Origin of the sequence: Bacillus safensis, assembly GCF_039619585.1 — a bacterium.
Lineage (GTDB): Bacteria > Bacillota > Bacilli > Bacillales > Bacillaceae > Bacillus > Bacillus safensis.
Window position 1 is genome coordinate 2,779,687 of sequence record NZ_CP154909.1, and the last position, 14,096, is coordinate 2,793,782.

Consider the following 14,096-nt stretch of genomic DNA (forward strand, 5'->3'; position numbering starts at 1 on the left):
AAAATAAAAAAAATACCCAGACAATTCTGGATACTTTTTCATCATTATTTAATTAATTTTAAATTGATTTGTGAGCTCTTTTAGTTCCTCTGCCATGTTGGCAAGTGTCACAGAAGAAGACGTAATTTCTTCCATAGATGCTAGCTGCTCTTCTGCAGAAGCCGCAATGTCCTGAATGTTTGCTGCGCTTTCTCTCGAGACTTGGCGCATCTCCTGCATCGCTTGTGAAACAAGCTTTGAACCGCTTGATAGGTCAATGGCTGTATCGTTTAATTGCGACAGTTTTTTCGACATTCCTTCTGCTGCCTCATAAATGTGCTGGAAGCTTTCTTTTGCTTCCTCTGTCATACCGAGTCCTGCGTTTACTTCTCGATTGACTGCTTTGAACATATCTTGAGATTTAGCAATTTCTAGTACAATTTCTTGGATGAGCTTCTCAATTTCTTTCGCTGAATCTGCGGATTGGACTGCTAGTTTTCTCACTTCTTCTGCAACGACGGAGAATCCGCGTCCTGATTCACCTGCTCTTGCTGCTTCAATTGCTGCATTAAGCGCAAGTAAATTCGTTTGATCCGCGATGCCATTAATGACATTTAAAATACTCGTAATATCTTTAGACTTGTATTCTAATTCTTTCATGACCTGCTCTGCTTCTTGTACAGATGTATCAATATGTTTCATTTGGCTTGCTGTGCTTTCAACAATTCGGCCGCCTTGACCAGCAGCTTCTGTTGATTGAATAGAGACAGCAGCCACTTCAGATGAGGTTTGTGACATATCTTGTAATCCTTCGTTCATTGCCACAAGCTGATTCGTACTAGATTCGACTTTCTCGTTTTGTGCTTCATTTCCATTTGAAAATTGTTCAATTGACATCGTGATATGCTCTGTTGCTTGACTCGTTTGGCTGGCACTTGCCGTCAGCTCCTCTGAAGCCGAAGCCACGTTGTCGACAGATTGCTGTACAGCGCGAATGACGTCACGAAGAGATTCACTCATCTTGCTGAAGCTTCTTGTGAGATCTCCTATTTCATCCTTCGATTTGGTTTCGAGGGTTTCTGTTAAATCCCCTTCACTCACTTTTTCTGAGAAATCAACAAGCCTTCTCAGTCCAATGGTAATCGAGCGAACAATGAAGAAGATAGCGACACCGCCAAAGATAAATGAAGAAATTAAAAGAATAATGGCAGAATTCCAAACTGGCTGTGCTGCTTCTTCTGTTTCTGATACAAACATCGTTCCAGCAATTTTCCAACCTGTTAAATCATTTGTGACAAAAACGATACGTTTTTGTTCTCCTTTATTCTCATAAGTTGATGTTCCTTCTTTGCCGCTGTAAAGGATTGATGAAATATTTCCTGTGACCTCAGATCCTGACTTTTCTTCTGGATGGGCTACAATTTGTTTGCTTTTATTTGCAATAATTGGATATCCTTCTCGTCCAATTTTAATTTCTTTGATTTTATCAACAATGTCTTGCACATCAATGTCGATTCCGATCGCTCCCGACCCGTCCTTCAGGCGCTGGGCAATCGTGACCACCATGCCGTTTGTTGTAGCAGAAATGTATGGATTGGTGACAACTGGCTCACCTTTTTCATCCTGCATCGCTTGCTGATACCAATCGCGTGTTGTTGGGTCGTAGCCTTTTGGCATGTCTACTTTAGGAAACTGAATGAAATCACGATTTTTACTTGCTGCATAAAATCCAACTACATCATCTTCGTTGATTTTGCTGTATATTTCAAAATGCTCATACAGTTCGTCCTGGTTTTTCTTTTTAAAGTCTGCAGCAGTAGTTGTTTGAGTAAAAAGTTTCACCGCGTTTTCTTTATTCAAAAGCTTTTGCTCGATCATGTCATTCATATCATTGACTCTTGCTTTTGCTCCGTACATGATTTCATGATCTAATTCTTCTTTGGCAATCTGATATGAAATCGTACTGAGTGTAATGATTGGCAAGACGAGAACAAGTGTGAATGAAATAATCAGTCTTTTGGAAATCGATGGTTTTTTCAACCATTTTATTGCACTTTTCATGTTTTTCCTCCTTTTAAACGATATGTTTTATATCGGACATCTTCATAGTATTTTCATGTTTTTCAAATAAAAAGGATGCTATTTTGTTTATTTTCACAAATTGATTCCTTGCCCAAGCACCCTGCATACGCTAATACAAAAGGGGGCGCTTTTCATATGATTATCCTTTCAGGACAGCCAGTGACAAATGAGCAGCTGGCATCGTTTCAGCTAGAGGGACAAAAGCGGATCATTTTGATGCAGTTACAGGCCTCGAATGATACGTTCCGCTATAGGCAAGCATCTGATTTGTTATTTGAGGTCACTTTAAGATCGAACATTATGAATGCTGCAAGAGATTTGAATAAAAGCGGTGCCTCATTCGCCATCTTTCAAAGGTCGCGTGCAAATGATGCGTTTTGGCGTGTGTCGGAAGCAGGAGCACTAGAGCTGCGTTATCAAGTGGAGCCATCAAGAGGTATTCAAGACATTTTTGAAAATGGTTCAAAATATGCATTTGAATGCGCAACAGCGATTGTCATTGTGTTTTATATGGGAGTTTTGCAAACAGTAGGAGAGGAGAAGTTTAATCGAAGACTTCGCAGTTTAACACTGTATGACTGGCACTATGATACTTTGTCGATTTATACAGAGCGCGGGAATGATTTTATCTATGGGGATTGTTTATATTTCGAAAATCCAGAGTTTAGCTATCAGCAGTCGCAATGGCGCGGGGAAAATGTGATTTACTTAGGAGAAGATCAATATTACGGTCATGGACTTGGAATTTTAACAGCAGCAGAAATTATCGACAAACTGAATAAGAGAAGACGGCCAGGTGCGGTTCAATCCGCTTATTTATTACCGCAGACTACCCGGATGGATGTAATTTATCTCAGGCAAATGTTTGGCAGCTAAAAAAAGCCTCTTGTCTATTGGTTATGACAAGGGGCTTCTGTATGCCTTGCGTTTACGATAATTTTGGAGTGTGCCAAGCATCGTGTTCGCAAGGACCTCCATTTCTTCTAAATCTTTTCTTGTGACCGGCGAGTCGTGCCGGCTCCATTTCACGTATCGAACAAAATAGTAATGACGAATGGGCGTAAGGACAGCAGGAGAATGAGGGAAATCATCAAACCAAAATTCAATCTGGCCTTTTTTTCGGTAGGAATGTTTTAAGATGTCCATCCTGTCACACCACCCATCATGATTTTATGTCTGCGTCAGTTCGTGCATGATGTCTTCAACGCTTAAAATCGAGTGAATACGTCCAACGCCCTGTCCTGCCCACAGAGCCATTTGATCAGGGTTACCTCCGGCAGCAGCTGCTTTTCGCATCGGTGTTGTGCATACATGCTGAACTGGGTAAGGAAGAACCCTATCTTCATGCAGACTTTCATCCTCCATCCACTGATTCACAATACCTCTCGCTCTTTTCCCAGAAAAAAGCCTTGTCACCCTCGTTTCACTGCCTTCTGCCTGTAAAATGGCTTTCTTGTATACCTCTGCCGCAGCACTTTCCTGGCTGGCTAAAAATCGTGTGCCGATTTGAACCGCATCCGCTCCAAGCGCTAGCGCTGCTTTCATACCTAATCGGTCCGTGATGCCTCCTGCTGCTATCAAAGGCACACGGCAGAGCGGTTTGACGTCAGAGATCAGACTGATCAGCCCCACCAAGGCGTCTCCTTTTGCATGTAAAAATGTGCCGCGATGTCCCCCTGCTTCACTTCCTTGCAGCACAATGGCATCCATTCCTTTTTCCTCTAGAAGCAGTGCTTCCTCTTTTGTTGTCGCCGTTCCGATTAAAAAGATTCCCTTTTGTTTTAGGTGGTGAATCGTTTGTTCATTTGGACAGGCGAATGTAAAGGAAACGATCGGAACGTCTTCTTCCAGAAGAATGTTGATTTTCCGTTCAAAATCATCCCACAACTCTTCTTCGCTTGGCATCCTATGAGCTTCGGGCCATACAGGCAGTCTCTTCTCCCAAAACGCCACATCCTCTTTTTTCACATCTGGAATTGGCTCTGGTACAAACACATTGACCTGAAACAGGCGAGATGTCAGCTGTTTGACCTGTCTAATCTGCTGTCTCAAATCGTCAGGCTGCACATATCCACTTGCCAAGCTGCCAAGCCCTCCGTAATTTGAAACAGCGGCTGCCAGCTGCGGTGTCACAGCTCCTCCTGCCATTGGTGCTTGGATGATTCCATGTTCGATTTGCAGTAACTTTTTGATGTCCCCCATTTATTTCCCCCATCTCTTACTCGTTTGACGACACTTGTACATAAAAATGACGATGCCTCGGCCCGTCAAACTCACAGAAATAGATTCCCTGCCACGTGCCAAGCACAAGATCTCCATCATGAATGAGAACATGCTGAGACGCCCCCATATAACTCGCTTTCATATGTGCAGCCGTATTTCCTTCCATATGGCGATCCTTTGGATGTTCCCACGGAAAAACTTCATCAAGCCGGCGAAGCATATCTCGTTTCACATCTGGATCCGCATTTTCATTAATGGTGATCCCTGCTGTCGTATGTGGACAATAGACGATGACAGTTCCGTTTTGTATGCCTGTTTCCCTGACATATTGGAGAACCTCATGTGTGACGTCGATCATATCATCGCGTCTGTCTGTTTGTAGATTGATTTTTTTCATATGAGCTGCTCCTTTTTCACGTTTCTATAAAAACCTTACCCTTTTTATGTGAAACAAATCTTCTTATCTAAAGTTTACCAAGCAAAAAAACCTCGTCAAGCAATGCGAGGTTTTTAAGAAAAGTGAACCTTTTTGACTTCAATGGTTCGAATATGGTGGTCTTCAGCATCAATGATCGTAAATTCACAGCCTTCTGCTTCAATCGTATCCCCAATGTCAAAATCAAATTTATGCGTCATCATCCAGCCAGCAATTGTATCAACATCATCATTCTCAATGGCTAAATCCAATAAATCATTTACTTCATCAATCAATGCTTTCCCATCCATCACATAATGAAAATCACCTTTTTTAACGATGTGAGGTGTTTCATCCTGATCATATTCATCTCGAATCTCTCCGACAATTTCCTCTAATATGTCCTCCACTGTGACAAGTCCCGCTGTACCTCCGTATTCGTCTACGAGCACTGACATATGAATCCGTTCCTTTTGCATCAAAATGAGCAATTCTTGAACAGGGGTGCTTTCAATCACTCGGATCACCGGACGCATTAAGTCTTCAATCGATACATCTTGATTTAGAAAGCTGGCCTTAAATACATCTTTGCTGTTAATAACACCAATCACATGATCTTTGTCTTCTTTAATAACAGGGTAGCGTGTGTACCTTTCGTTCAGCATATAATGGGTCACGTCTTCTAATGTCTGTTCAATCTCTATAGCTGAAATTTCTGTACGCGGAATCATGATCTCTCTTGCCACTCGGTTATCAAATTCAAAGATTTTATTCACATATTTGTACTCAGATTGGTTAATCTCACCCTTCTCATAGCTTTCAGATAAAATGAGACGCAATTCTTCCTCACTGATCGCCACTTCATGTTCTTTGACAGAATGATAACCAAATAATTTCACGATGCTTCGTGCAGCCCCATTTAATGCCTTAATAAACGGGTACATGACTTTATAGAAAAAGATGAGTGGTTTTGCTGTCACAAGGCTGACCGCCTCTGCCTTTTGAATGGCAATTGTTTTAGGCGCGAGTTCTCCCACAACGACATGTAAAAATGTAATGATCACAAATGCGATGATAAACGAAAGGATGTCAGTCAATGCAGAATGAAGCCCGATTTTTTCAAACAGCGGATGCAGAAAATGCTCCACCGTCGGCTCACCCAGCCACCCTAGACCTAAAGCCGTGATGGTAATGCCAAGTTGGCAGGCGGATAAATACTCGTCAAGATTTGATATCAGCTTTTGAACATGAATGGCTCTCTTATCCCCGCTTTCGATCAGCTGGTTGATTTTAGAGCCTCTAATTTTCACAATCGCAAATTCAGTGACAACAAAAAATGCTGTCGCAGCAATGAGTAATATGACTAAAAATACGTTTAAAATGTACAAAAAAACCCTTACCTAACAATGGTAAGGGCTCACCTCCTCTGGCATCAATTAATCATTACGGCCATTTAGGAAGATCATTACAAAACGGAGCAATTCAAACAGGGAGACAAGGGCCGCTGCTACGTATGTCAGAGCTGCAGCATTTAACACCTTGTTCACGCCTCTTTCTTCACTGCTTCTAATGATTCCTTCTGAAACAATGATATCTTTTGCACGAGAACTTGCATTAAACTCGACAGGCAATGTCACAAGCTGAAAGAATACAGCTGCTGAGAACAAAATGATCCCAAGCCCGATTAAGTTAAGGCTGCTGAGCAAAATTCCACCAAGGAAAAGAAGCGGAGCAACACCAGATGCAAAGTTCACGACAGGAAAGATCTTATGTCTCAAAACAAGCGCACCATAGGATTCCTGATGCTGCAAGGCATGTCCAACCTCGTGTGATGCGACTGAAATGGCCGAAATGGAGTGGCCGTAGTACACAGGTTCAGATAAACGAACCACACGCTGCGTCGGGTCGTAATGATCAGTCAAAGTTCCTCTTACCGGTTCAACGGGCACGTCATATAACCCGTTGCGATCTAAAATATATCGAGCGGTTTCAGCACCTGTTTTCATACTGGATGCTTCCACCTTTGAATACTTTTCAAAATTATTCTTCACTTTAAATTGTGCCCAAAATGATAATCCCAATGCGGCAAACGTTAAAAAATAAAAAAACAGCATGCTCATCAGCTTCCTTTTATTTTATATATTTATTTACAATTTTAATGACTTTTATGTACCATGTACAGCAAAAAGCACTAGGTCTTTTTCAGGGGGATAACCGCACCAACGAAAAAGAAGAACACACCTAAGCAAGCTGTATAAAAGGTTCCCGTACCATAAAGGTCTTGAAAAAAGTGCAGCCATGAAAAATCATTCATAAAATGATTCACAGCATTTAAATCAAACACGAGTAAGATGACAGCTGATGATAAAAAGTGCACACCAATAAAAAGAAGTACGGTCTTTTGAACAAACGACATTCGAATTCCCTCCTTCTTCTCCCTTATTTTAAGATATGGGTTCTATTTCAATACATGACGAAGATGAAAAAATGTTTCCTCAATCGGGCATACTGACATTAGCAGCCTCCTGAAAGGAAGAGTCCGATGAAATCAAACCGTATCTTTATCGCTTGGCTAAGGTGGCCACTTTATCTTCGAATTGCCATTATCATCTGTTTCTTGCTTCTCTTTTTTGGACAATTAATCGTTTTACTTGAACCGAAGCAATATCATACGATCTTTGATGGGATCTGGTGGGCGCTTATTACAGTCTCTACGGTTGGTTACGGTGATTTTGTGCCGCAAACCATGCCAGGGCAGGTGGCAGGTATGGCGCTCATTTTTATCGGAGCCAGCTTTGTCACCGCTTATTTCGCCACACTTGCCGCCGCTGTATTCAGCAAGCAGCACCATTATGTTGAGGGCAAGGTAGCCTTTAAGGGGAATGGACACCTCATTATCGTCGGCTGGAATGAGAAGACAAACAAACTGCTTCAGTCGTTTCAAACGATTGATCCAGCCATGCCGATTGTGCTGATTGATGACTCCTTGAAAGAAGGGCCTCTTTTGGAAAATGTTCATTTTATTAAAGGACATGGGACCGAAGATGTCACACTTCGTAAAGCCAACATTACCGGTGCAGATGCAATCATGATTACCGCGGATCAGCATGAAAATGAAGTGACAGCCGATATGCAGAGTGTTTTAACCTTACTTGCAGCAAAAGGATTAAACCCTTCTCTATATTGTTTAATTGAAATCTTAACAGATCGTTACGTGAAGAATGCCGAGCGTGCTGGCGCCAACCAAGTCATTCATACCTCTGATGCTGTCAATCATTTAATGGTTGAACATTTTCTGATAAAGGAACAGCTTACGGCGTTTAAGAAAAAACGACATATGACGCTGCATAAACACGTCACCATCATACCTGTACCGGCTTCATTGGCTGGAGAAACATTCTTAACGGCGCTCCATCACTTTCTAGAGCATCATGTAATTATCGTTGGCGTACAAAAAAAAGAAGGACCCATGATGAATCCTCCCTTTGGCTATGAGCTTCATCCAGAGGATGAATTGATCAGCCTTTAAAGCAGTGCGTCTTCTAATTCCTTGACGAGCGAAAAGCCAATCTCAGCATAAGCCTTTGATACATCCCCATCTTTCTCTTTTGGTTCTTGGAATTGATTAAAGGATGCACCCACATTTCCAACCATCGCATGATCATCTAACTTATCTTGATAGACATGCTTTAAGAGAAATGGATGTCCCATTTTCACCACAACACCTGGCTGATCGAGCTGGCCTTTCTCGGCTGTAAAAGGAACTCTGAGAAAGGTATAGCCATCACGGTTATCAATTTTATAATCAAAATACCCGTGATCATAATCCCAGTTGCCATTAATGACATAACCGAGCGGCTTCATCGTTTCTTCTAAATGGTAAAGTGAAAAGCTTTCACCAGGCAACCTGGATGGTACATGAATCATACGAAACCCTCCTTTTTGTATAGGGTTCGTTAAAGAGAGGAATTCATACATTTCCCCCTCGTGATTTGTACATTGTTTGTAAAAGCGGCATCAAACAGGCTTTGATTGGATGATTGATTCGTCTCGTTATCACTGCCGGAACCCGCTGTTTCCTTCGTAGCACTCTTAGAACAAATGCGTCCGACATTGCCAAAGTTAACGATCGCCTGCCCAGAAATATCATGAATATATATATGATTCGTCCTCATTTTTCACCCTCCTCCATTCATTATTCTATGTACAGCACACAGGAAAGCTTGCACAGGAACCTGAAGAAAACAAAAAAGGCACACCTTTATGAAAAGGTGTGCTTTTTGTTCTTATGATTGTTTTAAACGGCTTTCAAGCTCTGCTTTTTTCTCTTCGAAGCCTGGTTTTCCTAGTAAAGCAAACATATTCACTTTATAAGCTTCTACTCCAGGCTGATCAAATGGATTGACGCCTAGTAAATATCCTGACATCGCACATGCTTTCTCAAAGAAGTACACGAGGTATCCGAATGTATAAGCATCCATCTCAGGAATTGTCACGATAAGGTTCGGTACTTTTCCATCTGTATGGGCAAGCATCGTTCCTTCAAATGCTTTTTTATTGACGAAATCAACCGTTTTTCCTGACAGATAGTTCAAGCCATCAAGGTCTTGTTCTTCTGCTTCAATTACAAGCTCATGTCGAGGCTTGTCTACACTCACGATTGTTTCAAACAAGTCTCTTCTTCCTTCTTGAACATATTGGCCAAGTGAATGAAGATCTGTTGAGAAGTTAGCAGATGAAGGATAGATTCCTTTTTCATCTTTCCCTTCACTTTCACCGAATAATTGCTTCCACCATTCTGCGAAATATTGCAGACCTGGCTCATAGTTAATCAGCATTTCAATCGTTCTGCCTTTATTGTAAAGGACATTGCGGACGACAGCATATTGGTAAGCCGCATTTTCAGAAAGCTCCGATGAAGCGAAGTCTTCGCTTGCTTTTGCTGCACCTTCCATCATCTGATCAATATCTGCACCGCTCACAGCGATTGGCAAAAGACCGACTGCTGTTAATACTGAATAGCGTCCACCAACATCATCCGGGATGATAAATGATTCGTAGCCTTCTTCAGTTGCTAATGTTTTAAGTGCACCGCGTGCCTTGTCAGTTGTCGCATAAATACGTTTTTTCGCTTCTTCAGCACCGTATTTTTCAATGAGGAGCTTTTTAAAGATGCGGAACGCAATGGCTGGCTCTGTTGTTGTACCAGATTTTGAAATCACGTTAATGGAGAAATCTGCATCTTCCAATAGATCCATTACATCTGTTAAATAAGAAGAACTGATGTTGTTTCCAATAAAAATGATTTGCGGTGTCTTGCGCTTGCCTTTTGGCAAAGTGTTATAGAAAGAATGGTTCAAAAATTCAATCGCGGCACGTGCCCCTAGATATGACCCGCCGATTCCGACAACGAGCAGGACGTCAGAGTCAGATTTAATTTTGTCTGCACTTTTTTTAATGCGGGCAAATTCTTCGCGGTCATATTGCTTCGGCAAGTCCACCCAGCCTAAATAGTCACTGCCTGCACCCGTTTGTTCATGAATATTATGATGGGCTACCTTCACAAAATCTTTTAAATATGTAAGCTCATGTTCTTGAAAGAAAGGTAACGCTTTCGAGTAGTCAAATTGAATATGTGTCATCGCTTGTAAGCCCTCCATTACGTTAGTTCTGTCCCTTTCACTTTAGCGGAACTAGCTTTTGAAATCAAGTGATCGTCACTGGCATGGCAAAAAGCCGCTTCTCTTGATGAGAAGCGGCAATCTGGATTATAAAGAAGCTTTCAAAATCGATAGAATATCATCACGGTTAAGTTTCATAAAGTTACCAAAACCACCGTATTCCATTTCTTTTGCTGCAATGTCGGCAATTTTGTCCAGCTGATCTTCACCAATATCATAATCCGCTAAACGGCTTGGTGCACCGAGACTTGTCCAGAACGCTGACAGTTTGTCGATCCCTTCTAATGCGATGTCACGATCTGACTTTCCTTCTGTTTCGATGTCAAACATGTTCAGCATAAGGTTTTTAAAACGTTCTACATTATGATCGAGCGTGTGGCGCATCCAGTTTGGGAAGAGGATAGCAAGCCCGCCTGCATGCGGAATGTCATAGACAGCCGATACAGCATGCTCAATCGTATGAGACGCCCAGTCGCCAAAGTAACCCATTTGCAGCGTGCCATTTAAAGCAATCGTTCCTGCATATAGAATCGTTTCACGATGCTCATAGTTTTGTAAGTCTTCCAGCAGTTTTGGTGCTGTCTCGATGACTGTTTGAAGAACAGCAAAACACATCCGGTCCTGTAAAGGCGTGTTTTTCACATTATGGAAGTATTGCTCAAAAACGTGGCTCATCATATCGACCATACCATACACCGTCTGGTTTTCTGGCACAGAATACGTATGCTCAGGGTCTAGAATTGAAAAAGCTGGGTGAGTGACAGAGCTGCCCCACACATATTTTTCATTCGTTTCCCAGTTTGTGATGACAGAGTCTGGATTCATTTCTGAACCAGTTGCTGCAAGTGTCAGTACTGTGCCAAACGGCAATGCTTTTTGAGCGGTTGTTTTCTTTGAAATAATATCCCACACATCACCGTCATACTCTGCTCCGGCTGCAATCGCTTTTGTACAGTCGATCACACTTCCGCCGCCGACGGCTAATAAGAAATCAATGTTCTCCTTTTGGCAGATATCGATTCCCTTTTTCACTGTTGTGAGGCGCGGGTTTGGTTCAACGCCAGACAGCTCAAACACTTCAGCATCTGCTTCATTTAACGCTCTGATGACATTGTCATAAAGACCATTTTTCTTAATACTGCCTCCGCCATATACAAGTAACACTCGTTTTCCATAACGAGCGAGTTCGCTTTTGAGTCCTTCTAGCTGTCCTTTTCCAAACATCAATTTTGTTGGATTATAGTAAATAAAATTTTCCATCTGTTCTACATCTCCTTAAAACATTTATATCCAAAAACATGAAAGACTACTGTAACATATGTACACGATGAACTCAAAAAAAGATAACTGCCCGCAAGCAGCTATCCCTTTGGTGTTCAATTATAAAGAAGCGTTTAAAATAGCTAATACATCTTCTTTGTTTAGCTTTTTAAATTGACCAAATTCACCGCGTGCCATTGCACGGTCTGCAATTAAATCAATTTTCTCATCGTTGATGTCATAATCCGCTAAACGGCTTGGTGCACCAAGACTTGTCCAGAAAGCTGACAGCTTGTCGATTCCTTCTAAGCCAACTTCTTCGTCTGTTTTGCCCGCAGGGTCTACATCGAATACACGCACCGCTAATTGTTTAAAACGGCCTGGGTTTTCTTGAATCACATGTTTCATCCAGTTCGGGAACAAGATCGCAAGTCCGCCTGCATGAGGAATATCATAGACAGCAGATACTGCATGCTCAATGTTATGGGAAGCCCAGTCACCACGTGCCCCCATTGAAAGCATTCCATTAAGCGCAATTGTGCCAGTGAATAAAATCGTTTCACGGAGCTCATAGTTCTCTAGATCGTTGATCAACTTCGGTGCCGTTTCAATGACAGTGCGAAGAAGTCCTTCACACATACGATCTTGGTAAGGTGTATTTTCTGTGTGATGGAAATATTGTTCGAACACATGTGACATCATGTCAACCATACCATAAATCGTATGGTTTTTAGGCACAGTGAATGTGTTGACTGGATCAAGAATAGAGAATTTCGGGAAAACTGCTGGACTTCCCCAGCCATACTTCTCATTTGTTTCCCAGTTTGTGATGACTGATCCAGAGTTCATTTCAGAGCCTGTTGCGGCAAGTGTTAACACAGTACCGAACGGAATAGCTTCCATTGGGACGTGCTTGCGTGTCACGATATCCCAAGCATCTCCATCGTACTTCGCACCAGCTGCGATTGCTTTCGTCGCATCAATGACACTGCCGCCGCCAACTGCCAAAATAAAATCAATGTCGTTCTCTTTGCAAAGTTCGACCCCTTTTCTTACTGTTGTTAAGCGCGGGTTAGGCTCCACACCAGCAAGTTCAGTGATTGCAGCTCCTGATTCTTTTAGGATGCTGACAACTTGGTCATAAAGGCCGTTTCGTTTAATACTGCCTCCACCATATACAAGTAATACGTTTTTTCCGTAGTGTTTGAGTTCATCTGAAAGGGCTGATACTTCTCCCTTTCCAAAAATTAATTTCGTTGGGTTCCAATAAGTAAATCGATCCATGTGATCTCCTCCTCGCGCTACATTATGCGCCTCATTCATTCCAAAAGTAAAGTAATTTGCTTTCATCCATTTTCTTACGCATAGTTTGGCTAAAAATCTGCAAAATATAAATGTATTGATGCTGTAGCGAAAGGAGGAATCACGATGAGTGCTATTCAGCGTATTGCCCTCGTGCTCACGATTATCGGTGCTATTAACTGGGGACTAATCGGCTTTTTTCAATTTGACTTAGTAGCAGCGATCTTTGGCGGACAAGGTTCTGCATTATCACGTATTATTTATGGTCTTGTTGGAATTGCAGGTCTTGTCAACCTTGGTCTGTTGTTCAAACCAAACGAAGAAGCTGTTCGCCGTGACGAGCCGAACCCAGAAGTTCGTTAAATAAAAAGACATAAAAAAGGCTGCCTACATGAGGCAGCCTCAGCATGTAGACAAACCCTCGCATTCTTTGTCAGGTCTGCGCGCTGGTGCTCACGAATTCTAAATTCGTCCGCAAAAGTAGCCGCTCTTCCTTGACTTCAAAGGTTTTCTATCACGCTGAAAAAGAAGACAAAGGGCTAAAATTTTAGCCCTTTGTCAACAATCTAAGGCACCGTTTGAAGCGGTGCTTTTTTATTATTTCTTGATAAGGTCTTTACGGTTTGATTGCTCAATCCACTCTTCAAGTTTATCTTTAAGCGTATTGAAACCTTGTGGTGCAGCAGCTTCTTCTTTCACTTGCTGTGGTCTTTGTTTCTTTGGTTTGCTTTCTTTTCTTTCAGGTGCATCTTGTGTCGCACGGATAGAAAGGCTGATTTTACCTGCATTTTCATCAACAGAAAGAACTTTTACTTGTACTTCGTCACCAATTGAAAGGTGCTCGTTGATGTCTTTTACAAAGCCATGTGTTACTTCAGAAATATGCACAAGTCCTTGAGTTTCTTCATCTAATGCAACAAACGCACCATACGCTTGTAATCCTGTTACTTTACCAGTGTAAACACTGCCTACTTCAAACTTTGTCGCCATGATAACAACTCCTAAATAAATGTTTTAATATTCGTTTATACGCAATTAAAAACTATATCACAGAACAGGCAGTTACGCAAAATATTTTTTAAATGGGTTTAAATGAGATCAAAAGGGGGAATACCTGAAAACAAGAATGCTTTCTAGTATTCCCCCCTAATTTG

16 protein-coding genes and 1 pseudogene are annotated in these 14,096 nt (G+C 41.8%); 3 read left to right on the forward strand and 14 right to left on the reverse strand.

Going from position 1 to position 14,096, the window contains the following annotated elements; all coding sequences use genetic code 11:
- Positions 1-48: 48 nt before the first annotated feature.
- On the reverse strand, positions 49-999 hold the full coding sequence (locus tag AAYR28_RS19105; RefSeq protein ID WP_375153290.1) for a methyl-accepting chemotaxis protein: 951 nt from the start codon (positions 997-999) through the stop codon (positions 49-51).
- Positions 991-2,040, reverse strand: a pseudogene (locus AAYR28_RS19110) (cache domain-containing protein); the annotation flags it as partial. The gene AAYR28_RS19105 and the pseudogene AAYR28_RS19110, both read right to left, overlap by 9 nt.
- Positions 2,041-2,196: 156 nt before the next feature.
- On the opposite strand from AAYR28_RS19110, the gene AAYR28_RS14370 reads away from it, so the two are divergent.
- Positions 2,197-2,937: a protein-glutamine gamma-glutamyltransferase gene (locus AAYR28_RS14370; protein ID WP_041115839.1), complete on the forward strand. Its 741-nt coding sequence runs from the start codon at positions 2,197-2,199 to the stop codon at positions 2,935-2,937.
- Positions 2,938-2,958: 21 nt separating this feature from the next.
- On the opposite strand, the gene AAYR28_RS14375 is transcribed toward AAYR28_RS14370, so the two are convergent.
- The 6 genes from AAYR28_RS14375 to AAYR28_RS14400 all read right to left on the reverse strand — a co-directional run bounded on the left by AAYR28_RS14375 (position 2,959) and on the right by AAYR28_RS14400 (position 7,115).
- Complete coding sequence (locus tag AAYR28_RS14375; RefSeq protein ID WP_034282525.1) at positions 2,959-3,207, reverse strand: hypothetical protein; 249 nt, start codon at positions 3,205-3,207, stop codon at positions 2,959-2,961.
- Positions 3,208-3,231: 24 nt separating this feature from the next.
- Entirely contained in the window at positions 3,232-4,263 is a 1,032-nt protein-coding gene (locus AAYR28_RS14380) for an NAD(P)H-dependent flavin oxidoreductase (RefSeq protein WP_254001422.1), read from the reverse strand.
- 16 nt (positions 4,264-4,279) lie between these two features.
- Entirely contained in the window at positions 4,280-4,681 is a 402-nt protein-coding gene (locus tag AAYR28_RS14385; RefSeq protein WP_034282527.1) for a secondary thiamine-phosphate synthase enzyme YjbQ, read from the reverse strand.
- A 113-nt stretch (positions 4,682-4,794) separates the two neighbouring features.
- Positions 4,795-6,087, reverse strand: a complete 1,293-nt coding sequence (locus AAYR28_RS14390) for a hemolysin family protein (RefSeq protein WP_024423287.1) — start codon at positions 6,085-6,087, stop codon at positions 4,795-4,797.
- Positions 6,088-6,135: 48 nt separating this feature from the next.
- Positions 6,136-6,810: a zinc metallopeptidase gene (locus AAYR28_RS14395; RefSeq protein WP_024423288.1), complete on the reverse strand. Its 675-nt coding sequence runs from the start codon at positions 6,808-6,810 to the stop codon at positions 6,136-6,138.
- A gap of 80 nt (positions 6,811-6,890) precedes the next feature.
- Positions 6,891-7,115: a hypothetical protein gene (locus tag AAYR28_RS14400; RefSeq protein WP_070325959.1), complete on the reverse strand. Its 225-nt coding sequence runs from the start codon at positions 7,113-7,115 to the stop codon at positions 6,891-6,893.
- A 126-nt stretch (positions 7,116-7,241) separates the two neighbouring features.
- On the opposite strand from AAYR28_RS14400, the gene AAYR28_RS14405 reads away from it, so the two are divergent.
- Complete coding sequence (locus tag AAYR28_RS14405) at positions 7,242-8,228, forward strand: potassium channel family protein (protein WP_034282528.1); 987 nt, start codon at positions 7,242-7,244, stop codon at positions 8,226-8,228.
- Here AAYR28_RS14405 and AAYR28_RS14410 read toward each other — a convergent pair.
- The 5 genes from AAYR28_RS14410 to AAYR28_RS14430 all read right to left on the reverse strand — a co-directional run bounded on the left by AAYR28_RS14410 (position 8,225) and on the right by AAYR28_RS14430 (position 12,924).
- The gene (locus tag AAYR28_RS14410; protein ID WP_024423291.1) at positions 8,225-8,626 is read right to left on the reverse strand and encodes a YugN-like family protein; all 402 of its coding nucleotides are present in this window, start codon (positions 8,624-8,626) and stop codon (positions 8,225-8,227) included. The genes AAYR28_RS14405 and AAYR28_RS14410 overlap by 4 nt on opposite strands.
- Before the next feature lie 29 nt (positions 8,627-8,655).
- On the reverse strand, positions 8,656-8,874 hold the full coding sequence (locus tag AAYR28_RS14415; protein WP_046313371.1) for a spore germination protein: 219 nt from the start codon (positions 8,872-8,874) through the stop codon (positions 8,656-8,658).
- A gap of 111 nt (positions 8,875-8,985) precedes the next feature.
- Positions 8,986-10,341 carry a glucose-6-phosphate isomerase gene (locus AAYR28_RS14420; RefSeq protein ID WP_081124733.1) on the reverse strand — a complete coding sequence of 452 codons (1,356 nt, stop codon included), beginning with the start codon at positions 10,339-10,341 and terminating at the stop codon, positions 8,986-8,988.
- Positions 10,342-10,467: 126 nt separating this feature from the next.
- Positions 10,468-11,640 (reverse strand): iron-containing alcohol dehydrogenase, encoded by a 1,173-nt coding sequence (locus tag AAYR28_RS14425; protein ID WP_047203925.1) that lies wholly within the window; start codon positions 11,638-11,640, stop codon positions 10,468-10,470.
- A gap of 120 nt (positions 11,641-11,760) precedes the next feature.
- Positions 11,761-12,924, reverse strand: a complete 1,164-nt coding sequence (locus tag AAYR28_RS14430; protein WP_034282535.1) for an iron-containing alcohol dehydrogenase — start codon at positions 12,922-12,924, stop codon at positions 11,761-11,763.
- 144 nt (positions 12,925-13,068) lie between these two features.
- On the opposite strand from AAYR28_RS14430, the gene AAYR28_RS14435 reads away from it, so the two are divergent.
- Positions 13,069-13,305 (forward strand): DUF378 domain-containing protein, encoded by a 237-nt coding sequence (locus AAYR28_RS14435; RefSeq protein WP_151284668.1) that lies wholly within the window; start codon positions 13,069-13,071, stop codon positions 13,303-13,305.
- 234 nt (positions 13,306-13,539) lie between these two features.
- Here the strand turns inward: AAYR28_RS14435 and yugI are convergent, their stop codons facing one another.
- On the reverse strand, positions 13,540-13,932 hold the full coding sequence (gene yugI / locus AAYR28_RS14440) for a S1 domain-containing post-transcriptional regulator GSP13 (RefSeq protein WP_007500519.1): 393 nt from the start codon (positions 13,930-13,932) through the stop codon (positions 13,540-13,542).
- Positions 13,933-14,096 lie beyond the last annotated feature (164 nt).

Excerpts from the sequence above, each read along its gene's own strand:
- AAYR28_RS19105 (WP_375153290.1), bottom strand. The coding sequence starts at position 999 with ATGAGTGAATCTCTTCGTGACGTCATTCGCGCTGTACAGCAATCTGTC.
- AAYR28_RS14370 (WP_041115839.1), top strand. The coding sequence starts at position 2,197 with ATGATTATCCTTTCAGGACAGCCAGTGACAAATGAGCAGCTGGCATCG.
- AAYR28_RS14375 (WP_034282525.1), bottom strand. The coding sequence starts at position 3,207 with ATGGACATCTTAAAACATTCCTACCGAAAAAAAGGCCAGATTGAATTT.
- AAYR28_RS14380 (WP_254001422.1), bottom strand. The coding sequence starts at position 4,263 with ATGGGGGACATCAAAAAGTTACTGCAAATCGAACATGGAATCATCCAA.
- AAYR28_RS14385 (WP_034282527.1), bottom strand. The coding sequence starts at position 4,681 with ATGAAAAAAATCAATCTACAAACAGACAGACGCGATGATATGATCGAC.
- AAYR28_RS14400 (WP_070325959.1), bottom strand. The coding sequence starts at position 7,115 with ATGTCGTTTGTTCAAAAGACCGTACTTCTTTTTATTGGTGTGCACTTT.
- AAYR28_RS14405 (WP_034282528.1), top strand. The coding sequence starts at position 7,242 with ATGAAATCAAACCGTATCTTTATCGCTTGGCTAAGGTGGCCACTTTAT.
- AAYR28_RS14410 (WP_024423291.1), bottom strand. The coding sequence starts at position 8,626 with ATGATTCATGTACCATCCAGGTTGCCTGGTGAAAGCTTTTCACTTTAC.
- AAYR28_RS14415 (WP_046313371.1), bottom strand. The coding sequence starts at position 8,874 with ATGAGGACGAATCATATATATATTCATGATATTTCTGGGCAGGCGATC.
- AAYR28_RS14420 (WP_081124733.1), bottom strand. The coding sequence starts at position 10,341 with ATGACACATATTCAATTTGACTACTCGAAAGCGTTACCTTTCTTTCAA.
- AAYR28_RS14425 (WP_047203925.1), bottom strand. The coding sequence starts at position 11,640 with ATGGAAAATTTTATTTACTATAATCCAACAAAATTGATGTTTGGAAAA.
- AAYR28_RS14430 (WP_034282535.1), bottom strand. The coding sequence starts at position 12,924 with ATGGATCGATTTACTTATTGGAACCCAACGAAATTAATTTTTGGAAAG.
- AAYR28_RS14435 (WP_151284668.1), top strand. The coding sequence starts at position 13,069 with ATGAGTGCTATTCAGCGTATTGCCCTCGTGCTCACGATTATCGGTGCT.
- yugI (WP_007500519.1), bottom strand. The coding sequence starts at position 13,932 with ATGGCGACAAAGTTTGAAGTAGGCAGTGTTTACACTGGTAAAGTAACA.